12 protein-coding genes and 1 pseudogene are annotated in these 21,630 nt (G+C 61.2%); 12 read left to right on the top strand and 1 reads right to left on the bottom strand.

Annotated features, from left to right (window positions below; translation table 11 throughout):
- Nucleotides 1-2: 2 nt before the first annotated feature.
- Nucleotides 3-1,064, bottom strand: a complete 1,062-nt coding sequence (locus HGP14_RS11295; protein WP_168829930.1) for a LacI family DNA-binding transcriptional regulator — start codon at nucleotides 1,062-1,064, stop codon at nucleotides 3-5.
- A 239-nt stretch (nucleotides 1,065-1,303) separates the two neighbouring features.
- Here HGP14_RS11295 and HGP14_RS11300 point away from each other — a divergent pair, with 239 nt between their 5' ends.
- The 12 genes and pseudogenes from HGP14_RS11300 (at nucleotide 1,304) to glgB (ending at nucleotide 21,620) form a co-directional block, all read left to right on the top strand.
- A complete protein-coding gene (locus HGP14_RS11300) occupies nucleotides 1,304-2,281 on the top strand; it encodes an autoinducer 2 ABC transporter substrate-binding protein (RefSeq protein WP_168829931.1) in 978 nt (325 codons plus the stop codon).
- A gap of 83 nt (nucleotides 2,282-2,364) precedes the next feature.
- The gene (locus HGP14_RS11305) at nucleotides 2,365-3,882 is read left to right on the top strand and encodes a sugar ABC transporter ATP-binding protein (RefSeq protein ID WP_168829932.1); all 1,518 of its coding nucleotides are present in this window, start codon (nucleotides 2,365-2,367) and stop codon (nucleotides 3,880-3,882) included.
- Entirely contained in the window at nucleotides 3,875-4,876 is a 1,002-nt protein-coding gene (locus HGP14_RS11310) for an ABC transporter permease (RefSeq protein WP_168829933.1), read from the top strand. The genes HGP14_RS11305 and HGP14_RS11310 overlap by 8 nt, the downstream gene beginning before the upstream one ends.
- On the top strand, nucleotides 4,873-5,868 hold the full coding sequence (locus HGP14_RS11315; protein WP_168829934.1) for an ABC transporter permease: 996 nt from the start codon (nucleotides 4,873-4,875) through the stop codon (nucleotides 5,866-5,868). Before HGP14_RS11310 ends, HGP14_RS11315 begins: the two co-directional genes overlap by 4 nt.
- A 4-nt stretch (nucleotides 5,869-5,872) precedes the next feature.
- On the top strand, nucleotides 5,873-6,721 hold the full coding sequence (locus HGP14_RS11320; RefSeq protein WP_168829935.1) for a sugar phosphate isomerase/epimerase family protein: 849 nt from the start codon (nucleotides 5,873-5,875) through the stop codon (nucleotides 6,719-6,721).
- Between the two features lie 21 nt (nucleotides 6,722-6,742).
- Nucleotides 6,743-8,229, top strand: a pseudogene (locus tag HGP14_RS11325) (FGGY-family carbohydrate kinase).
- Nucleotides 8,226-8,927, top strand: a complete 702-nt coding sequence (locus tag HGP14_RS11330; protein WP_246704424.1) for a class II aldolase/adducin family protein — start codon at nucleotides 8,226-8,228, stop codon at nucleotides 8,925-8,927. Before HGP14_RS11325 ends, HGP14_RS11330 begins: the two are co-directional and overlap by 4 nt.
- Before the next feature lie 133 nt (nucleotides 8,928-9,060).
- Nucleotides 9,061-10,830 (top strand): malto-oligosyltrehalose trehalohydrolase, encoded by a 1,770-nt coding sequence (gene treZ / locus HGP14_RS11335; RefSeq protein ID WP_168830293.1) that lies wholly within the window; start codon nucleotides 9,061-9,063, stop codon nucleotides 10,828-10,830.
- A 44-nt stretch (nucleotides 10,831-10,874) separates the two neighbouring features.
- On the top strand, nucleotides 10,875-12,758 hold the full coding sequence (gene malQ, locus HGP14_RS11340) for a 4-alpha-glucanotransferase (RefSeq protein WP_168829936.1): 1,884 nt from the start codon (nucleotides 10,875-10,877) through the stop codon (nucleotides 12,756-12,758).
- A 79-nt stretch (nucleotides 12,759-12,837) separates the two neighbouring features.
- Entirely contained in the window at nucleotides 12,838-16,092 is a 3,255-nt protein-coding gene (locus tag HGP14_RS11345; RefSeq protein WP_168829937.1) for an alpha-1,4-glucan--maltose-1-phosphate maltosyltransferase, read from the top strand.
- A gap of 15 nt (nucleotides 16,093-16,107) precedes the next feature.
- Complete coding sequence (gene treS, locus HGP14_RS11350; protein WP_168829938.1) at nucleotides 16,108-19,416, top strand: maltose alpha-D-glucosyltransferase; 3,309 nt, start codon at nucleotides 16,108-16,110, stop codon at nucleotides 19,414-19,416.
- The gene (glgB, locus tag HGP14_RS11355) at nucleotides 19,413-21,620 is read left to right on the top strand and encodes a 1,4-alpha-glucan branching protein GlgB (protein ID WP_168829939.1); all 2,208 of its coding nucleotides are present in this window, start codon (nucleotides 19,413-19,415) and stop codon (nucleotides 21,618-21,620) included. Before treS ends, glgB begins: the two co-directional genes overlap by 4 nt.
- The last annotated feature ends 10 nt before the right edge of the window (nucleotides 21,621-21,630 follow it).

The following is a 21,630-nucleotide window of genomic DNA, read 5'->3' on the forward strand; positions in this document are numbered from 1 at the left end:
GCTTAAGCGTAGATATCCTTGATCGCGTCCAGGGGGCCTTTCAGCGCCGTGCGCGGATGGACCAACTCCGGCTGGATGAGGTGAATTTTGTTCGTGGGGCGATGCTCGGCGATAAGCTCGAATGCTTTCTCGAGCATGCTCTCGATGTTCTGCCTGATCATGATGACGGGGAAGGGCAGGAATGAGCCGAAGGGATCATAGTCGTAGCAGCCGACGACGATGTCGGCGAAGGTCTCGTGGGGATGTTGGGCCATGAAGCGGAGCAGGCCCTCGAAGTTGATCGACGAGTTGATGAAGAGCCCGCGCGGCAACTTTCCTTGGCGCTCGTAGAAGGTCTCGAAGGCTCGCTGCGTCATCGCCGGCGAATAGCCGGTCGGCTGAATGCAGGCGTCGCTATCGCCTCCCAGCAAAGCTGATTTGACATCGCGAAAGCCTCTTATGCGTTCCCGGCTGGCATGATCGTTGCGTCCGCCAAACAGGAATAGCTCCTCGGGTTTCAGAGGGCGGGTGGCATCGAAACGCCGGATGATCGCCTCAGTCAGCATCCGGGCGCCCTCGTAGTTGTCGCTGATGACAGATGGCGCCTTGGTTCCGGGCAGGTCGATGTTGATGTGGCGGATGCCGGCGGCTTCGCAGAGGGTGTGAACGCTATCGGGATCGGTCGCACCGGTGATGAACAGCTCGTCGATCGAATAGGAGATCAGCGTTTCGACCGTCGCAAGTTCCTCCTTCGGATCGCGTGAGGCGCTGACGACGATGGGACATTTGCCGCGGCTGCGCACCTGGGCCTCGAAGGTCTGCGCCATGGATGAGAAGTAGCGGTTGTCGTACACAGGCAGAAGCAGCCCAACGAGGCCGGAGCGCGAATGGCGCAGACCACGGGCCTGCAGGTTTGCCGTATATTGGTGCTGTTCGGCCAGGTTTTGAATGAGTGCGGCCGTGCTTTCCGCGATCCGTCGTTTGCGCCAGGTGCCGTTCAGCACGGCGCTGACCGTCGAGGCCGAGCAACCGGACAGGACCGAGAGATCATAGATCGTAGCCTTCTTTTTGCCCTGCTGCTTCATGCCGTCCTCCCGACATCTCCTCTATTGCCAATTTCCCCTTGACCAAAGCTTGAATTCAAATGATATTACTTGCACCATCGATTGTGCAAGAAGGAAATGCCACTTGTGCCATCGAGGTCCGCTTGAGGAGGCGGCGAATTGGAGGACATGATTTTCCGCATAGATCGGAACTGAAACTTGGCACGCCAATTGGCGGCCGAAGGCGTGTTCCTGCGCGGAACGTTCGGAGGAGGAGAAGCATGAAAAAGCTTATGATTGCAGCGCTTGCTGCAGCGTTGTCGCTTGGAGCTTCGTTCGCTGCGCAGGCCGCCGACAAGGTTGGCGTGGTCGTCAAGATCGGTGGCATTCCGTGGTTCAATGCCATGGAGGCCGGGATCAAGGAGCAGGGGACCAAGCTCGGTCTCGATGCGTTCATGGTGGGTCCGACGAGTGCCGACCCGGCGCTTCAGGTGCGCGCCATCGAGGATCTGATCGCCCAGCAGGTCAAAGTGATCGGCGTCGTTCCGAACGATGCCAAGGTGCTTGAACCCGTTCTGGCCAAAGCCAAGGCGGCGGGCATCATCGTCATCACCCATGAATCTCCCGGCCAGAAAGGCGCCGACTGGAATTTCGAACTGGCCTCATCGAAAGGTTTCGGCGAAGCTCATGCCAAGCTTCTGGCTGAGAAGATGGGTGGCAAGGGCGAATATGCCGTGTTCGTCGGCTCGCTCACAGTTCCGCTGCACAATGCCTGGGCCGATGCGGCGGTCGCGTACATCAAGGCAAATTATCCCGATATGAAGCTCGTCGGCGAACGGTACGGCGTGGCTGAAGATGTCGACAAGAGCCGCTCGACGGCGCTCGATCTCATCTCGGCTCATCCGGACCTCAAGGGCTTTCTCGCTTTCGGCAGCCAAGGCCCGATCGGTGCCGGCCGCGCCATCGAGGAGCGGCGCAAGACTGGAGAAATCTTCGTTCTCGGGCCCTTCTCGCCCGGCCAGGGCCAGAAGCTGATCAAGGCGGATGCGATTTCCGGCGGATTCATGTGGAATCCGAAGCAGGCCGGCGAAGTCTTCGTGACGCTGGCCGATCGCCTGATCAAGGGCGAGAGTGTCAAGGAAGGCGACGACATTCCCGGTCTTGGCGTGATCAAGCCGGTCGGCAACGATATCATCGTCGATCAACTCTTGCCGATCAACAAGGACACGGTGGACGAACTCGCGGGCATGGGCCTGTAACGTTCCCCGAACGCATTCCTCCCGGGCTGCCGGGCTGGCTTCGGCTGGCTCGGTGGTGCCCGGGAATTCTTCGGATCGAAACGATGATCGCACCTGAAACTGTGGAGAGCGGCCATCCAGAGCCGCTGTTGTCCCTGCGTAACATCAACATGACCTTCGGCGGCGTCAAGGCGCTGAAGAACGTCAGCTTCGACGTTCTGCCGGGCGAGGTGCACTGCCTGGCCGGTGAAAACGGCTCCGGCAAGAGCACGTTGATCAAGATCATCACCGGCGTCTACCGTCCACAGCCCGGCGCCGTCATCGATTACGACGGCCAGACCTATACGCACATGTCGCCGGTGACGGCGCAATCCGCAGGCATCCAGGTCATCTGGCAGGACCTTGCTCTGTTTCCGGAAATGACGGTTGCCGAAAACATCGCATTTCAGACGGTGCTTGGCCGCTGGCCCCGGTTTGTCAATTACGACAGCATGCGCCAAACCGCGCTGAAAGCGCTGGCCCGGCTCGGCGTCAAGCTGGATGTCGACCGGCCCCTGAAGGACTACGCGATCGCCAAGCGTCAGATCGTTGCGATTGCGCGTGCGCTGATCGGCGAAGCCAAGCTGGTCTTCATGGATGAACCGACTGCCTCGCTGACGCAATCGGAAACGGACCATCTGCTCGACATCGTCCGGACACTCTCTGCATCCGGTGTCGCCGTGGTGTTCGTCAGCCACAGGCTGGCCGAGGTGCTCGAGATATCGAGCCGGCTGACGGTTCTGAGGGACGGGGCGCTCGTCGGCGTCTACCCGACAAGCGGAATGACCCAGTCGCGCATCACCGAGCTGATGACCGGCAAGACCTTCGACCAGACGATCCATGTCCGTGACGTCGGCAGCAATCCGGTCGTGCTGGAGGTCGAGGGTCTCACCCGGCCCGGGCAGTTTCAGGATATTTCCTTTACCGTGCGACGCGGCGAGACCCTCGGTATTACCGGCCTGCTTGGTGCCGGGCGCACCGAGCTCGCGCTGTCCTTGTTCGGCATGTTGAAGCCGAAGGCAGGTACCATCAGGCTTGAGGGCAAGCCGGTCCGTTTCTCCTCCAATCGCGACGCGATCGCGGCCGGGATCGCGTATCTCTCCGAGGATCGGCTGTCTCTCGGGCTCATTCAGCCGCAATCGATCGCCGACAATCTTGTCATCGCGTCGCTTGACCGCATCATCTCCGGTGGGCTGCTGTCCGATACCGGCAAGCAGGAGTTGGTCGCCCGATGGATCACCGATCTGGGCATCAAGATCGGCAAGCAGGACGATGCGATTTCGACGCTTTCCGGCGGCAACCAGCAACGCGTCGCCATCGCCAAGTGGCTGGCGACCGGTCCGAAGCTGCTCATTCTCGACGCTCCGACCGTCGGCGTTGACGTCGGTGCCCGCGCCGGCATCTTCGATATCGTCGCCAAACTCGCAGCCAGCGGCCTCGCGATCATCCTGATCTCCGACGAGGTGCCGGAGGTCTACTTCCATGCGGACCGCGTGCTGCACATGGCCAAGGGGCGTATTGTCAATCGGTTCACGCCGCGCGACTGCGCGCTTGAGGACATCGAGGCGGCCGTCTATGCGTAAACTCGTTCAATCCCACGCGACGGAATTTGCGCTGCTTGCCGTCATGGTGATCATCAGCCTGTTCCTGTCGATTGTCACCGACCGCTTCTTCTCGCTCGGAAACGCGTTCGATCTGCTCAACACCAGCGCCGTCAATATCATTTTCGCCGTCGGGCTTCTCGTCGTCTTGATCGCCGGCGGCATCGATATCTCCTTTGCGGTCGCAGCCTCCGTCGTTCAATACATCACCGCCATCCTGCTCGGCTGGATGGGTGGCGGAGGTTGGGTGAGCGGTCTGCTGATTGCCGGCGTTCTCGGCATCCTGCTCGGTGCCGTTAATGCTTTCCTCATCCACAGATTCCGGATCATTTCGATCGTCGCGACCATCGCCACCTTCAACATCTATTTCGGGCTGTTGATGTTTTTCACGCGCGGCGTCTCGATTTACAATCTCCCGGACTGGCTCACCTCGCGCGTTGTCCTGTTCGAGCACGAGATGGCGGATGGGAGCTGGATCGAGATCACGCTACCGGTGCTGGTCATGGTCATCTGCGTCGTTGCGACCTGGCTCTTCATCACCCGAACGACGACGGGGCGGCAGCTTTATGCCTTCGGCGATAATCCCGAAGGGGCGCGCCGGTTCGGCATCAATATCGCCGCAATGCAGTTCATCGCCTTTGGCTGGCTTGGTCTGATGGCGGGAATCGCAGGTCTGATCCAGGCGCATTACGCACAGGAAGTCGTTCCAAACGCGCTTTATGGTCGTGAGCTGGACGTGCTTGCCGCCGTAGTGCTTGGCGGTGCCCGGCTCGGCGGCGGCAAGGGCTCCGTCCTCGGCTGCGTGCTCGGGGTTCTCTTGATCTCGATCACGCAGAACGGCCTCAATCTCGCGGGCGTCTCGCCCTATGCTTTCAAGATGATCGTCGGCGCGATCATCCTGGTCGCCATTACGCTGTCGAACACCAGCATCGAAAAGCTGCTGCCGTTCATGCGTCAGGAAGGAGGCCGCAGATGACCGCCCTCCTTAAACGCCGCTGGGCGATCATCGGGCCGGAAATGGCCGGGCCCGGACTTGCGCTCTTTATGGTCCTGCTCTTCTTCAGCTTCGCGTCACCACAATTCCTGAGCCGCGCCACTTTCGGTTCGGTGGCCTTCCAGCTACCGGAACTCGGGCTTCTCACGCTCGCCATGCTGTTGCCGGTGCTGACCGGCGGGCTCAATCTCGCGATCACCTTCACCGCCAACATCGCCGGCCTGACACTGGCCTGGGTGCTGAAGGCACACGGGGGTGTCGATGCGGGACCCTTTGCTTTCGTGCTCGGTAGCCTCCTCGCCATCGGCGTCGGGGCGGCGAGCGGCGTGGTGATGGGGTTGGTGATTGCCTATACGCGGGCCCACCCGATCCTGGTGTCGCTGTCGATGATGATCTTCTTGCGCGGACTCGGCGAGTTCTTGACGCACGGAGGAGATGTGTCAGGTTTCCCGGCCTACCTTGCGCCTCTCGGCCACGGCAGCGTGCTCGGCTTTCCGGTGCCGCTCCTCGTCTTCATCGGCTGCGTGGCGATCTGGCATCTGCTGCTGACACGCATGAAGCTCGGCTTCAACACCTACATGATCGGCTCGAACATCGAGGCGACGCGATATTCGGGCATCAGTACGCGCAAGGTCCTGGTGCTGGTCTATACGCTGTCTGGCGCCATGTGCGCGGTCGCCGGCATCATCATGCTCGCCCGCTTCAACTCGGTGCGCGTCGGCCACGGTGAATCCTATCTGCTGATCACCGTGCTTGCCTGCTTCCTCGGCGGCGTCAATCCATTTGGCGGCTTTGGGAGGGTCATCCCCGTCTTCGTGGCGCTCGTCGTTCTGCAGCTGCTCGCATCCGGCCTCAACCTGATGGGGGCCAACCAGCATCTTGCGACAGCCGTCTGGGGCATCCTGCTCATCACCGTGATGATCCTGCGCTATGCGGCCGGGCATCTCAAATTTCTCAAGCGAAAAAAGGGATAAGGCCATGGAAGGTTTCGGTGTTCACACCAGCATGTGGACCATGAACTGGGATCGCGCCGGTGCGGAGAAGGCGATTGCCGCCGCCGTCAAGTACGAGATGGATTTCATCGAGATCGCGCTCCTGAATGCGCCGGCAGTCGATGCAGCGCATACCAGGGCGCTGCTGGAAAAACACAGGCTGCGCTCTGTCTGCTCGCTTGGCCTGCCGGAAAGCGCCTGGGCCTCCGTTCGTCCCGACGCGGCGATCGAGCACTTGAAGGTCGCCATCGACAAGACGGCGGAAATGGGCGCGGAAGCGCTGTCCGGCGTGATCTTCGGCGGCATCGGCGAGCGCACCGGGGTTCCGCCGACTGAGGGCGAATACGACAATATCGCGCGCGTCCTGCAGGCGGCGGCCAAGCATGCCAAGCCGAAGGGTATCGAACTGGGTGTCGAGGCGGTAAACCGTTACGAGAATCATCTGATCAATACCGCCCGTCAGGCGGTTGACATGATCGAGCGGGTCGGTGCCGACAACGTCTTCGTTCATCTCGACACCTATCACATGAACATCGAGGAGAAGGGCGCCGCCAACGGCATTCTCGATGCTCGCGATCACCTGAAATACATCCACCTTTCGGAAAGTGACCGCGGCACGCCTGGCTACGGCAACATTCCCTGGAACGAGGTGTACGCGGCACTCGCTGCCATAGGCTTCAAGGGCGGGCTGGCGATGGAAAGCTTCATCAACATGCCGCCTGAAGTCGCTTACGGACTCGCGGTCTGGCGCCCGGTTGCGAAGGATGAGGCCGAAGTGATGGGCAACGGCCTGCCGTTCTTGCGCAACAAGGCGCGGCAATACGGCCTGATCTGAACGGCAATCCGGAAAGCCGAAATGACGGAAGGGCAGGCAACCGATCTAAGGGAAGACAGACAGCCGGCGACTGTCGCCGTGCTTGACGTGGGCAAGAGCAACGTAAAGCTCAATGCAGTGACGGCCGCTGGTGACATTGTCGAAACGCTGTCGGTCTGCAACCCGGTGCTGGAAGGCCCGCCTTGGAAGCATCACGACCTGCAGGGGCTGAGCGATTGGGTGTTCGACAATCTGGCCGCTCTTTCCGGACGCCACCCGCTTTCCACCTTCGTCGCGACTGGTCACGGTTCCGGTGGCGTGCTGGTCGGATCTAAACCCGATGACGGCGATGGAGCCGTCCTGCCGATGATCGATTACGAGCAGGCTTTACCGGACAGTATCCGCGAAGGCTATCGACCGCTCTCCGGCTCCTTCCTCGATCGTGGCAGTGCGATCATGCACGGTGCCACCCATCAGGCGCGGCAGATTTTCTGGATGCAGCAGGCGCAGCCTCGGGCTTTTGCTCGAGCACGCTGGTTTCTCGGCGTGCCGCAATACTGGGCGTGGCGGCTATCGGCTGTGGCGGCGTCGGAAACGACGGTTCTCGGTGCGCAATCCCATTTGTGGAACGTTGCGGAAAGACGCTGGTCGCCAGTCGTGACCTCGCAAGGCTGGGCCAGGCTGATGCCGCCATTCGCCACGGCCTGGCAAGCAATCGGCACCATCCGCGCGGGTCTTGCGAAGCGGTATGGATTGCCGGCCGATATGAAGGTGCTGGCGGGCATCCACGACAGCAGCGCCAACTTCTACCGCTATCAGGCGGCGGGATTGGAGGATGCGACCGTCGTTTCCACCGGCACCTGGATCGTTGCGCTGAACGCCGAGACGCCGCTTACGCGATTGGACGAGCATCGGGGAATGACCTGCAACAGCGACGTATTTGGCCGTCCCGTCGGCGGCGCGCTGACGATGGGCGGGCGGGAATTCGGCCACGTCGCAGGGGTTGGCAATGCCAACGGCGGGGCGAGCGCGAGGCTTGTTAGCCGGCTGATCGGGCAGGGCACGATGGCCTTGCCCTCCTTCGGGAACGATGACGGCCTGTTTCCGGGCAGCGCCGGCAGGGGAAGGATCGTCGGCCCTCGGTCGACCGATGACGCCGAGCGCAGGGCATTGGCGGTTCTTTACACGGCGCTGCTGACGATCGAATGCGTCGATGCGCTGGCGAACGGCGGACCGCTTATTCTCGATGGCAGCTTCCTGCGGGATCCGCTCTATGGCTCGCTCGTGGCGGCGCTCCGTCCGGATTGTGAGACGCTCGCCGGCCTCGAGCCCTATGGCGTTGCATCCGGCGCAGCGCTCCTGGCAACCCATAGACTCCGCCGGGGGCCGCCTCGATCGCACTCGAAAAGCCTCCGGTCTTCCATCATCCGCCCGCCGAGTTGGCGACCTATGCCCAACGCTGGCGAAGCGAGGCGCGGCATGCGGCGCGCAACGATTTCAACGTCCATCAGGAAAGGTTCACTTCATGAACGAACACACCGATATGACAGCGCTGCGTCGCGAAATGGTCGATGTCTGCCGGCGGATGAATTCGAGTGGCATCAATCAAGGTACGGCCGGAAACCTGTCCGTGCGGACCAGCAGCGGTTTTCTAATCACCCCGTCGTCCTTGCCCTACGACGCGATGACGCCGGAGGACTTGGTGGAGATGGATTTCGACGGCACCTATGTCGGCCGCCGCCCATCGTCCGAATGGCGCTTTCATCGCGACATCCTGAAGAACCGCACCGATATCAATGTCGTGCTGCATTGCCATTCGATTTACGCGACAACGCTCGCCTGCCACCACACGACTATTCCCAGCTTCCATTATATGACCGGCGTTGCCGGCGGCACGACGATACGCTGCGCCGAATACGCGACGTTCGGGACACAGGCTTTGTCGGACAACGCGCTGGTGGCGCTGAAGGACCGGATCGCCTGCCTGCTCGGTCAGCACGGCCAGATCTCGCTCGGCAAGATTTTCGAGTCCGCCCTGTGGCTGGCGATCGAAGTCGAGACGTTGTCACGCATCTATGTGCAGGCCTTGACGCTCGGCGAACCGCCGGTGCTGCCCGACGACGAAATGGCGCGGGTCCTCGAGCAAATGCGCCGCATGAGCTATGGACAAGCGCCTGATGCGGAAGGTGTCAACGACATTGCACGGCCGCGAGCCGGTGTCATTTAAGCTCCCTCAGTGTCTGTTACTCGGAAAGGGCGCTGCATTCTCGCTCTTAGAGCAGCAGAGCCTCGAAACATTTTCACGGCGGTCGAGTTAACGCTTCACTCTGTTTCAACCGGAAGGCACCGCCTTGACCAGAATGATGTTTGGCCCAATCCTCACCGATGACGGCGTTCTTTTTCGGCTCTGGGCGCCTTTTCATAGACGCGTATCTGTGAAGCTGGAAGGTGCCAAGCCACTGGAGATGCGGCCGGTTGGTGACGGATGGCACCATTGTGAAGTCTCGGGCGCCGGCCCGGGCACCCTTTATCAGTTCGTGCTGCCCGACGGCCTTGAAGTTCCCGATCCCGCTTCCCGCTTCCAACCGCGGGACGTCCATGGCCCAAGCGAGGTTATTGATCTGGCGTCTTATGGCTGGAGCAGAGAAGCGTGGACGGGCCGGCCATGGGAGGAGATCGTCATCTATGAGATGCATATCGGCTCCTTTACCCAGGAGGGTCGCTTCCTACCCGCGATTGAAAGGCTTGATCACCTGAGGCAGCTGGGCGTCACGGCAATCCAGATCATGCCCGTCAGCGATTTCCCGGGTCGCTACGGTTGGGGCTACGATGGAGTGCTTCCCTATGCTCCGGATAGCAGCTATGGGCGACCGGAAAATCTGATGGCCTTGGTAGACGCGGCCCATCACCGGGGAATCTGTGTGTTCCTCGATGTCGTCTACAATCACTTCGGGCCGGATGGAAATTACATGCCGGCCTATGCGCCGCTGTTCACCGAGCATCACAAGACGCCATGGGGCAATGGCATCAATTACGATGGCGAGGATTCGGGGCCGGTGCGCGAATTCGTCATCCAGAATGCCCTCTATTGGATTACCGAATTCAGGCTCGACGGTCTGCGCCTCGATGCCGTCCACGCCATCAACGACGACAGCCAGGAACATCTCCTGCACGAGCTCTCCCGTCGTGTGCGGGCAGCCGCCGCAGGCCGCAATGTCCATCTGATTGTCGAAAACGAAGACAATGACAGCGATATTCTGAAGCGAAACGCCGAACGTGCGGCACCGCTCTTTACGGCGCAGTGGAACGACGACATTCACCACGTGCTGCATGTTGCAGCGACTGGAGAGACTTTCGGTTATTATGCCGATTACGCCGGTGACGTCGCCAAGCTCGGCCGGGCGCTCGCCGCTGGCTTCGTGTTCCAGGGCGAGCACATGCCGTATCGTGGACGGCCCCGCGGCAAGCCGAGTGCGGAGCTTCCACCCACAGCCTTCATCTCCTTCATCCAGAACCACGACCAGATCGGCAACAGGGCGCTGGGGGATCGGATGGTCGCCTCACGCCCGAAGGACGCGATCAAGGCGATTACCGCTGTTTACCTTCTGGCCCCGCAGGTTCCAATGATGTTCATGGGTGAGGAATGGGGCGCCGAAGAGCCCTTCCCCTATTTCTGTGATTTCAACGAGGACCTTAACGAAAAGGTCAGGAAGGGTCGCCGCGAGGAGCTGTCCCGGTTGCCAGGCTTCGATGCCGAAGACCTTCTCGATCCGACTGCGCACTCCGCATTCGCTTCAGCCAAGCTCGATTGGTCAAAGCTTGCCGATGCCTCTTCGGTGGATATGCTCGGCTTTTACAAGACACTTCTGGAGATCAGGCACCGCCGGATCGCGCCCTTGCTGCAGGGTCTCGGCGGCAAGACCGGTGTCTTTCGCACCGCAGGGAGCGCGGTCGCAGTCGATTGGACGCTGGCCGGGGGTGTCCAGCTGCATCTGCTCGCCAACCTGACCGATCAGGAGAGGTCCATCAGTTCGCAGAATAAGAACATGGAGCAGATTTTCGCCTGCGGCTCGATCAACCGCGGCCGTCTCGCACCATGGTCGGTGATCTGGAGCATCAGCAAGACCTGACCTCGCGAAGGACGACGGCCGGAGGCGAAGAAGGCGACTGAACGATGAAGTCCAAGCAACTCGACGAACTGGCTCGGCGACACGGCATCAGCATCACCAGGCCCAGTCCGGATGGTCAGGAAGTGCCGATCTCCAACGAGACCAAGCGAAAAATCCTGGCCGCCTTGAAGATCGAGCCGCGGCCGAAGAAAGGGCCGCCGAAATCGTCCGGGAAGGCCGGCGCCCATTCGGCAAGGTCCCGCTCGATGAAAAAGAAGACCCCGAAAGCATACTTGTCGGAGGGACTCAGTAAGACCCGTGTCTGGGGGATCAGCCTGCAGCTCTATGAACTGCGTTCCTCGCGCAACTGGGGAATGGGGGATTTCGAGGATCTTACGGTTATGGCGGATCTCGTCCGGTCGCTCGGGGGTGACTTCATCGGCCTCAATCCGTTGCATGCTCCCTTTCTTGCCGATCCCGATCGCTGCAGCCCCTACGAGCCTTCGAACCGCCAGCGACTCAACCCGCTCTACGTAGCCGTCGATCAGGTTCCAGGCTTTGCGAGCAGCCTGGCGCTCGATCGCCGACTGGAGGATCTGCGGCAAACCGATCTCGTTGATTACGTTGGGGTCGCTCACACAAAGCTCGCCGTCCTGAGGTCTCTTTGGGCCAACTGGCAGAGAGGCGTGCCATCGCGCCACCCGGTTTACGATCCTGCGGATTTCGAGGCGTTCCTGCATGAGGGCCGCAAGGGGCTGCGCCGTCATGCGCTCTTTGAAGCAATCTCGTTTTCGATGGTGAAATCGGCGGCAGGAGCTGGTTGGCATACCTGGCCGGCCGAATATCAAAACCCGGATAACCCAGCCGTTGTGGAATTCGAGCGGGAGAATGCGGACGAAGTTCGCTTCCATATGTGGCTGCAGTGGCTGGCACACCGGCAACTCGCCGAGGCGGCCGAGCATGCGCGCAAGGTCGGCCTGCGGATAGGGTTCTACCTCGATCTTGCGGTTGGCGAAGCCATCGACGGTTCCGCGACCTGGAGCAAGCGGGACATCTACATCGCCGGGGCAACGATCGGAAGCCCGCCGGACCCCTTTGCGACGCAAGGTCAAGATTGGCATCTGGCCGCATTTCGGCCCTCTACGATCGCTTCGGGCAGGCGTTCCCCCTACCGTCGGATGGTGAGCGCGGCGATGCGCTATGCCGGCGCCATCCGCATTGACCACGCGGCGGCGCTGAGGCGCCTCTTTCTGGTGCCGCTGGACAGCCTGCCGGAGGCTGGCGCCTATGTCGACTACCCGCAGCGTCGGTTGCTGAAGATCCTGGCAAAGGTCTCGGCGCGATACCGCTGCGTGGTGATCGGCGAAGACCTCGGCATGCTTCCAGAAGGATTGCAGGATGATCTCTCCGAGGCGCAGATACTTTCCTATCGCGTCCTTTCCTATGAGCGGGACAAAAGCGGCTTCAGACCGGCGGAGGTCTATCCGGCCCTGGCCCTCGCCTGCATCTCCACCCATGACCACCAGACGTTGGCCGGCTGGTGGCGAGGTCGCGATGTCAAGGCAAGGGCCGAACATGGGATCGTGCCGCCCGATGTGACGGAACAACATGTCAAGGAACGGAAAAGTGAGCGCAGGGACCTCAAGGAAGCGCTCGGGAACGCAGGTCTTGATCCGCCGGCGCAGCTCACCGCTAGAACAGCGGATGAAGAGAAGCTGCACGATCTGGTTGTCTGTGCGTACCGCTTCATTGCCAGGACCCCCTCGCTCCTTGCCGCCGTCCGCCTTGCCGACCTGACTAGCGAGAAACGGCCGACCAATATTCCAGGCACAAGTGACGACTATCCCAATTGGAAACCGAAGCTGTCGGTGGCCATCGAGAATTTTGGCGCGATCCCGCTCGTTGCGAGGATAGCTGCGGCGATGCGGAATGAACGGCCGAAAGAGTAAGCCGATTTGGCATGTTTTGAAGGAACAAGTTCCGGCGACCTTCCGTTACAACGCAAAACGCTGTGGCGAGGCATTGATCATGGATACGCGCCCCCAGTTCGCTTCCCGAATTTCTCTCTCTCGACTGCCACCGCAGATTTACTACGTGCATCCCTTGATGCTGAAGGGGCTGGAAGCCTGGAGAGAGGTGTTCGCGCATGCCAAGGACCTTGGCCTGGACACTGTGCTCACGGCTCCCCTTTTCGAACGCGGCCATAATGCCAGCGTCTTCGTCGCCAGGAATTTCGACCGGCTTGACCCTGAGCTGGGACTAGGGGAATCCGTTGGGGACGGTCTCAAGGCGTTGGTTCAGGCGGCTCGAGAGAACGGCGTCCGATTGATGCTCGACCTAGTCGTCGACCGGATTGCCCTCGATGATGAAACGGCGGAACCGATGACTGCCGATCCGCGCGTGGCACCACAGGAAAATCTCAGCCGGCGCATCGATTTCATGGGTGAGGCCAAACACATCGAGGATTGGCGCACCCGCTTGATTTGGCTTACGGGCCTCGGCATCGCCGGTTTCCGCTGCATGGGGATCGGACGGCTGGCGCCGGAAGCGTGGCGCGAGCTTATCGCCTCGACCCGGCAGTCGGCTCCGGAAACGACCTTTCTCGCCTGGACGCCAGGCAGTGCCTTCGAAGACCGCAAAGCCCTTGCAGATACTGGCTTCGACGGCAGCTTCTCCTCGTTTGCATGGTGGAACCTTGAGGACCGCTGGATCATGGACGAATACCAGATCCAGCGGCAGATCGGCTATCAGATCACCTTCCCGGAAGCGCCATTCGGCAGGCGCACCACCAACGGCACGGACAGTTGCGAAGTTCTGCAGCGCAAGGCTGTCCGGGCGCTGAAACTTGCATCTACGTTTGCCAGTGGGTTGATGATCCCCATGGGCTTCGAATACGGAGTGGAAACGCCGCTCGACCCGCTGCATGGCGACGGAAGCGGCTTGGCGGGACTTCGTGACATCGGCTCGTTCGATCTCTCAGGAGACATCCGTACTGTAAGCCGGGGAACGAACAAGACCACCGCCGGCTTCGCCCGGCAGCCGCTGAGGTTGGTCTTCGCCAGTCAGACGCCGACGGTCGCCCTGATGCAGACCGAACTGGAGGACATCCGCACGTCGCAAAAGGCGCGCGTCGTCATCCTCAATCGCGACCTCAGGCGCGTGGCGCAAGCGCCGTTTAACGCCGTCCGCGAAGCAGCCTCCGCCTTCCTGCCGCTAAAGGCTCTCGACGCGGAGGATGAGGCCTTTACCGCTGAGCTCAAACTAAAGCCGGGTGAGCTGCGGATATTCGAAGGAACATCGTCAATTCCGATCGTTGATGCGGTCCGGGTGCCGAATGTCGACGAGGCCGCGGCCTCTGCGAGGCTGGCTATCGAGAACATAACGCCTTCGGTCGATCAGGGGCGTTTCGTCGTCAAACGCATTGTCGGCGAGACGGTGAAGGTCGAGGCAGATATTTTCGGTGATGGCCATGACCCGCTGTCGGCGGCTCTGCTTTGGCGACCGGCCGACGAGACGAAGTGGAACGAGGTCCGCATGCAACTGATCGAAAACGATCGCTGGCACGCGGAATTCACGCCGAAGCGCGTGGGGCGCCATGAATTCATGGTCGAAGGCTGGCGCAATCCCTTCGCCATCTTCCGCTACGAATTCACGAAGAAGCACGAGGCACGGCTCGATCTTCGCCTGGAAATCCAGGAGGGCATCAACCACGTGCTCGACGCGCTCGACAACTCGTCCGGTCGGGTAAAAAAACGGCTGCAGAGCCTTTTCGACAAGCTGACCGAAGTGCAGGATTCCCAGCGGATCGAAATCCTGCTCGCCGCCGAGACTGGCGAACTGATGGCAGAGGCTGACCGTCGGCCCCATCGGGTTCGCTCGCAGGCCATTCCGCTCGATGCGGAACGCACGGCCGCCGCATTTGCGAGCTGGTACGAGATTTTTCCACGCTCCCAGAGCGGCGATCCCAACCGCCACGGCACCTTTGACGATGTCATCGAGCGCCTGCCAGCGATCCGCGTAATGGGCTTCGACGTGCTCTATTTCACGCCCATCCACCCGATCGGCAAGACGAACCGCAAGGGCAAGAACAACAGCCTCCACGCTGCATCGGGAGATCCTGGTAGCCCCTATGGGATCGGCTCCGAAGCAGGTGGCCACGAGGCGATCCATCCCGAGCTCGGCACGTTCGAAGACTTCCGGCGCCTGGTGGATGCGACCGCGGAAGCCGGTTTGGAGATAGCGCTCGACCTGGCGATCCAATGCTCGCCCGACCATCCGTGGCTGAAACAGCATCCGGGCTGGTTCGACTGGCGGCCGGATGGCACGATCCGCTATGCGGAAAACCCGCCGAAGAAATACGAGGATATCGTCAACGTCGATTTCTATGCCAGCAACGCAGTTCCTTCGTTATGGACCGAGCTGCGCGATGTCGTGCAGAAATGGGTCGACAACGGCGTAAAACTCTTCCGCGTCGACAATCCGCACACCAAACCCTTTCCCTTCTGGGAATGGCTGATCGCCGATATCCGCACGCGGCATCCGGAGGTCGTTTTCCTGTCGGAGGCCTTCACGAAGCCGAAAGTGATGTACCGCCTCGCCAAGATCGGCTTTTCACAGTCCTACACCTATTTCACATGGCGCAACGCGAAGTGGGAGCTCGAGCAGTACATGCGCGAGATCACCACGGAGGAACCGAAAGAATTCTTCCGGCCCCACTTTTTCGTCAACACGCACGACATCAACCCCGATTTCCTGCAGAACGCGCCGCGACCGGCCTATCTGATCCGTGCTGCGCTTGCCGCGACGCTGTCGGGACTTTGGGGCGTCTACAACGGCTTCGAGCTTTGCGAGGGCCGGCCCGACGCCAAGCGCAAGGAATATGCCGACTCGGAAAAATACGAGATTCGCGCCTGGGACTACGAGCGGCCGGGCAACATCAAATCGGAGATTGCCATGCTCAACCGGATCCGAAGGGAGAACCCGGCGCTGCATTCGCACCTCGGCCTCCAGCTTCTCACAGCTTGGAACGACAACATCATGTTCTATGAGAGGGCAACCACGAGCCGTGAGAACGCTCTGCTGATCGCCGTCAACCTCGATCCGTACAATGCGCAGGAAGCGGACGTGGAAATCCCGCTCTGGTCATGGAATCTCCCAGACCACGGCGCGCTTGACCTCGAGGACCTGATCACCGGCCGGAAATTCACGTTGAATGGCAAGATCCAGCGCATTCGGCTCGATCCGCATGCGGGCCTGCCCTTTGCGATCTGGCGCGTGAGATAAGGGAGGAGAACGACAATGGATACGATGACCCTAAGTCCCGGCGCGCTGGCTCAGACATCCGCGCAAGAGCCCGATCCCCTGTGGTACAAGGACGCGGTCATCTACCAACTTCACATCAAATCCTTCTTCGATGCCAATGGGGACGGCATTGGAGACTTCAAGGGCTTGCACGAAAAGCTCGACCACATCGCCGCGCTCGGCGCCAATACGATCTGGGTGTTGCCCTTCTTCCCTTCGCCGCGTCGGGACGACGGATATGATATCGCCGACTATACCAGCGTCAGCCCGGACTACGGCACGATGGAGGAGTTCACGGCCTTTGTCGAAGCTGCGCACCAACGCGGCCTGCGGGTGGTCATCGAGCTCGTCATCAATCACACGTCCGACCAGCATCCGTGGTTCCAGAGGGCTCGCTTAGCACCGCCCGGCTCGCCGGAGCGCGAATTCTATGTCTGGTCGGATACGGATCAGAAATTCCCGGAAACCCGCATCATCTTTCTCGATACTGAAAAGTCCAACTGGACCTGGGATGCCGTGGCGGGCGCCTACTATTGGCACCGCTTCTATTCCCACCAACCGGACCTCAATTTTGATAATCCGCTGGTCTTGGAGGAACTCTTGGGCGTGATGCGGTTGTGGCTGGAAACCGGCATCGACGGCTTCCGGCTCGACGCGATTCCCTATCTGGTCGAGAGAGAAGGCACGATCAACGAGAATCTGCCGGAGACACATGAGATCCTGAAGAAGATCCGGTCGGCTCTCGATGCCACGCATCCGGGCAAGATGCTCCTCGCCGAGGCTAATCAGTGGCCGGAGGACACGCGCGAGTACTTTGGCGACGGCGACGAGTGCCATATGGCATTCCACTTCCCGCTGATGCCGCGGATGTATATGGCGATCGCCAAGGAAGACCGCTTTCCCATCACCGACATCATGCGGCAGACGCCGGAAATCCCGGAAAACTGCCAGTGGGCAATCTTTCTTCGCAATCACGACGAGCTGACGCTTGAAATGGTGACCGACGAAGAGCGCGACTACCTCTGGAACATTTATGCCGCCGACCGCCGCGCCCGCATCAATCTCGGCATTCGGCGCCGTCTTGCGCCGCTGATGGAGCGCGACCGCCGCCGCGTCGAGCTGATGAACGCCCTGTTGCTCTCGATGCCGGGTACCCCGGTGATCTACTATGGCGACGAGATCGGAATGGGCGACAATATCTATTTGGGTGACCGCGATGGCGTCCGCACGCCGATGCAGTGGTCTCCGGACCGCAACGCCGGCTTTTCCAGAGCCGACCCGGCCCGGCTGGTGCTGCCGCCGATCATGGACGCTCTTTATGGCTACGAGGCCGTGAACGTCGAGGCGCAAGCAGCGGACGCGCACTCGCTGCTGAACTGGACCCGCCGCATGCTGGCCCTGCGCAACAGGCACATGGCTTTCGGGCGAGGCCCCTTGAGGTTCCTCACACCGGGCAACCGCAAGATCCTCGCGTACTTGCGTGAATACGATAATGAGACGATCCTTTGCGTCGCCAACCTCTCCCGCCTGCCGCAGGCCGTCGAACTCGATCTCGCACAGTTCGAAGGCCGCGTACCGATCGAGCTGACGGGCATGTCTCCGTTCCCGCCGATCGGTCAGCTCACCTACCTGCTCACACTGCCCCCATACGGATTCTTCTGGTTCCAGCTCGCTCAGGAGGCGGACGGCCCTGCCTGGCGCACCGAGCCTCCCGAGCAGTTGCAGGACATGGTGACCGTAGTGATGCGTCGCAATCTGCAGGAACTGGTCGACGAGCCACGGCTTTCCCGGACGCTGTCGAGCGAGGTTCTGCCGGGCTATCTCGCCAAGCGGCGCTGGTTCGGCAGCAAGGGCCAGGCGTTGAGGCGTGCATCCCTCGTTGCCGCGACCCCACTTCCCTTTGCCGGCAACCTCCTGTTGGGAGAACTGGAGGTCGAGCTCGACGGGCGCACGGACACTTATTTGCTGCCCCTTGCCGTCTCGTGGGACGACACCCAGCCGACCGCCCTCGTGCAACAGCTTGCTCTTGCCCGCCTCCGCCAAAGCCGCCGGGTGGGATTTCTGACCGACGGCTTTGCACTGGAGGGCCTGGCGCGCGGCGTCGTCCGCGGGCTCAGCGAACGTGCAGTCATCTCCGGCCGCGCCGGCAGGCTAGAATTTCTCGGGACGGATCAGCTCGACGGTATGAACGTCAACGAGGACATGCCGGTGCGGTGGCTCTCGGCAGAGCAATCCAACAGCTCCCTGATCATCGGCGACATGGCGATGGTCAAGCTCATCCGCCACATCTTGCCGGGCACCCATCCGGAAGTGGAGATGACCCGCCATCTCACGAAGGTCGGGTACAAGAATACGGCGCAGCTGCTGGGCGAAGTCGCGCGCATTGCGCCGGATGGCAGTCGCTACACCTGCATGATCGTGCAGGGTGCGATCCGTAACCAGGGCGATGCCTGGGACTGGATGCTCGGCAATCTCCGTCGCTCGATCGATGAGGTGCTGGTAACCGGGATCGACGAGGAGGCAGCGGACGAGCACTTCAAGCCACTCGTCGATTTTGCCGCGACGGCCGGCAAACGGCTCGGCGAATTGCATGTGGCGCTGGCGCAGCCGACCGAGGACGAGAATTTCAAACCCATCAGGATGTCCAATGCGGATGCCCTAGCGCTGGCAAACGCCGTCAAAGAGCAGGTCAAGGCCAGCCTCGGCATTCTGGAGGAGACCCGCGACAGCCTCGCTCCGGCCGTCGCTCAACAGATCGGGCAGCTCATCGACGGACGCGAGGACCTTTTGAAGGCGGCCGGCTACCTTGCCAAGGCTGCGGCTGGCACTTTCATGACCCGCAATCACGGCGACTTCCATCTTGGCCAGATCCTGGTCTCGGAAGGTGATGCCTACATCATCGATTTCGAGGGCGAGCCTGCCCGAGATCTCGCCGAACGTCGCGCCAAGAGCAATCCGCTGCGGGATGTCGCGGGACTACTGAGATCGCTCAGTTATCTGGCAGCGTCGGCGGATGTTGACCGGGACTTGGTAACCCAAGTGGACAATGAGAGGAATACGGCGCTCGTGGCCCGCTTCATCGAAATGGCGGGACCTGCATTTCTTCAGGCCTATTTCGACGCAATCGACAGCGCAAGAGAACTCAGCATCCCGGCGGAATCGCGCGGTCGCATCCTCGACCTGTTCCTGCTGGAAAAGGCGGCTTACGAGATCGCTTATGAGGCCCATAACCGTCCCAATTGGCTAGCCCTGCCAGTTGCGGGCTTGTCGGCCATCGCATCGAGACTCCTGGAGAACGTCGCATGAGACACGAGCGCGCAGACCTGATGATCGGCACCGCCCAGGAGGCTCTTCAAGATCTCATCGAAGGCCGCCAGGGCGATCCATTCTCAATTCTCGGACTTCATCAATATGGCGACCTTACCGTCATAAGAGCGCTGCTGCCTGGAGCGATCTCCGTGGACGTGGTGGAGGTCGGCACCAACCGCGTGCTGACGCGGCTGGAGACGATTCATCCGGGCGGGCTCTTTGCCGGCGCGATCGGCAGCCCGACCAAGTACCTCTTTCGCATCAACTGGCCCGATGCCGTACAGGAGACGGAGGACCCTTACGCTTTCGGCCTGCTGCTCGGCGACCTTGATCTACATCTCATCGCTCAAGGTACCCATTACGACCTCGGCCGCACGCTCGGTGCCATTCCGACGGAGGTCGATGGCATTCAAGGCGTCCGCTTTTCCGTATGGGCCCCGAATGCGCGGCGCGTGTCCGTTATCGGCGACTTCAATTCCTGGGATGGGCGGCGGCATCCGATGCGGCTCAGGCCGCAGGCGGGCGTGTGGGAGCTTTTCATTCCCCGCCTCACGCATGGCGAGCGCTACAAGTTCGAGCTGGTCGACGCTCACGGCAATCTCCTGCCGCAGAAGGCCGATCCGGTTGCCCGTGCCAGCGAAGCCGCACCCTCGACGGGCTCGATCGTCGCCTCCTCGAAGCCCTTCCGCTGGAGCGATGAGGATTGGATGCGCGCGCACCGAGCGGACCGAGCGCTCGAAGGCGCTATCTCGATCTACGAAGTGCATCTCGGGTCCTGGCTCAGGATCACCGAGGAGGAAAACCGGCCGCTCGATTGGGTCGAACTCAGCCAAAGGCTGGTTCCGTATGCCCGAGATCTCGGCTTCACGCACATCGAACTCCTGCCGATCATGGAACATCCGTTCGGTGGCTCCTGGGGCTATCAGCCGCTTGGCCTCTTCGCGCCGACCGGTCGCCACGGCACGCCAGAGGATTTCGCCTATTTCGTGGATCGCTGCCATGCCGCCGGCATCGGCGTCATCCTCGATTGGGTGCCGGCCCATTTCCCCACCGATGTCTGGGGGCTCGCCCGCTTCGACGGGACCGCACTTTATGAGCACGAAGACCCGCGGGAGGGATTTCACAAGGACTGGAACACGCTGATTTACAATCTCGGCCGCAACGAGGTTAAAGGCTTCCTGATTGCCAGCGCATTGGAATGGCTGGAGCATTTCCATGTGGATGGGATACGCGTGGACGCGGTCGCCTCGATGCTCTACCGCGACTACAGCCGCAACGAGGGCGAATGGATCCCCAACCAGTACGGCGGCCGCGAGAACCTCGAGGCCGTCGAATTCCTGAAGCACCTCAACAGCATCATCCATCACCGCTGCCCGCATGCCTTTACAGTGGCGGAAGAGTCCACCGCCTGGCCCGGCGTCTCGAAGCGGCTCGACGAGGGCGGCCTCGGTTTCGACTTCAAGTGGAACATGGGATGGATGCACGACACGCTGCACTACATCCAGGACGACCCCGTCTACCGCAAATACCACCACTCGGCGATGACCTTCGGGATGATCTACGCCTATTCAGAACGCTTCATTCTGCCGCTCTCCCATGACGAGGTGGTGCACGGCAAAGGCTCGCTTTTCGGCAAGATGCCAGGCGACCACTGGCAGAAGCTCGCCAACCTGCGCGCCTATTACGGCTTCATGTGGGGGCATCCCGGCAAGAAACTGCTCTTCATGGGCGGTGAGATTGCTCAGGATGCCGAATGGAGCCATGACGGCTCCATTCATTGGGACCTGCTCGACCAGCCCGGCCATGCAGGCCTGCAGCGCCTGATCCGCGACCTGAACACTCTCTACAAACGAGAGCCGGCACTACAGTTCGGAGACCTGAATCCCGCCGGGTTCGAATGGGCGGTGGCGGATGATGCGGAAAATTCCATCTACGGTATGCTTCGCAGTGCGCAAGACCGCTCCTCGCATGTCCTGATCATGTCCAATCTGACGCCGGTGCCACGGAACGGTTATCGCGTTGGCGTGCCGGCGGAGGGGCGCTGGGAGGTGATGCTTAATACCGATGCCGCGGTCTATGGAGGGGCCGATCTCGGGCAGATCGAGGTATGGGCAGAACGCCAGCCAACGCACGACAAGGCATTCTCGATTTCTCTCACGGTCCCGCCGCTTGCGACGGTTTTCCTGCGATGGGAGGGTTAGGTCGGTCGAC

The sequence above is a fragment of the Rhizobium sp. P32RR-XVIII genome (assembly GCF_012641395.1).
Lineage (GTDB): Bacteria > Pseudomonadota > Alphaproteobacteria > Rhizobiales > Rhizobiaceae > Rhizobium.

What these genes read in the sequence shown, in the direction of transcription:
- HGP14_RS11295 (WP_168829930.1), bottom strand. Translation starts at nt 1,064, where the DNA reads ATGAAGCAGCAGGGCAAAAAGAAGGCTACGATCTATGATCTCTCGGTC.
- HGP14_RS11300 (WP_168829931.1), top strand. Translation starts at nt 1,304, where the DNA reads ATGAAAAAGCTTATGATTGCAGCGCTTGCTGCAGCGTTGTCGCTTGGA.
- HGP14_RS11305 (WP_168829932.1), top strand. Translation starts at nt 2,365, where the DNA reads ATGATCGCACCTGAAACTGTGGAGAGCGGCCATCCAGAGCCGCTGTTG.
- HGP14_RS11310 (WP_168829933.1), top strand. Translation starts at nt 3,875, where the DNA reads ATGCGTAAACTCGTTCAATCCCACGCGACGGAATTTGCGCTGCTTGCC.
- HGP14_RS11315 (WP_168829934.1), top strand. Translation starts at nt 4,873, where the DNA reads ATGACCGCCCTCCTTAAACGCCGCTGGGCGATCATCGGGCCGGAAATG.
- HGP14_RS11320 (WP_168829935.1), top strand. Translation starts at nt 5,873, where the DNA reads ATGGAAGGTTTCGGTGTTCACACCAGCATGTGGACCATGAACTGGGAT.
- HGP14_RS11330 (WP_246704424.1), top strand. Translation starts at nt 8,226, where the DNA reads ATGAACGAACACACCGATATGACAGCGCTGCGTCGCGAAATGGTCGAT.
- treZ (WP_168830293.1), top strand. Translation starts at nt 9,061, where the DNA reads ATGATGTTTGGCCCAATCCTCACCGATGACGGCGTTCTTTTTCGGCTC.
- malQ (WP_168829936.1), top strand. Translation starts at nt 10,875, where the DNA reads ATGAAGTCCAAGCAACTCGACGAACTGGCTCGGCGACACGGCATCAGC.
- HGP14_RS11345 (WP_168829937.1), top strand. Translation starts at nt 12,838, where the DNA reads ATGGATACGCGCCCCCAGTTCGCTTCCCGAATTTCTCTCTCTCGACTG.
- treS (WP_168829938.1), top strand. Translation starts at nt 16,108, where the DNA reads ATGGATACGATGACCCTAAGTCCCGGCGCGCTGGCTCAGACATCCGCG.
- glgB (WP_168829939.1), top strand. Translation starts at nt 19,413, where the DNA reads ATGAGACACGAGCGCGCAGACCTGATGATCGGCACCGCCCAGGAGGCT.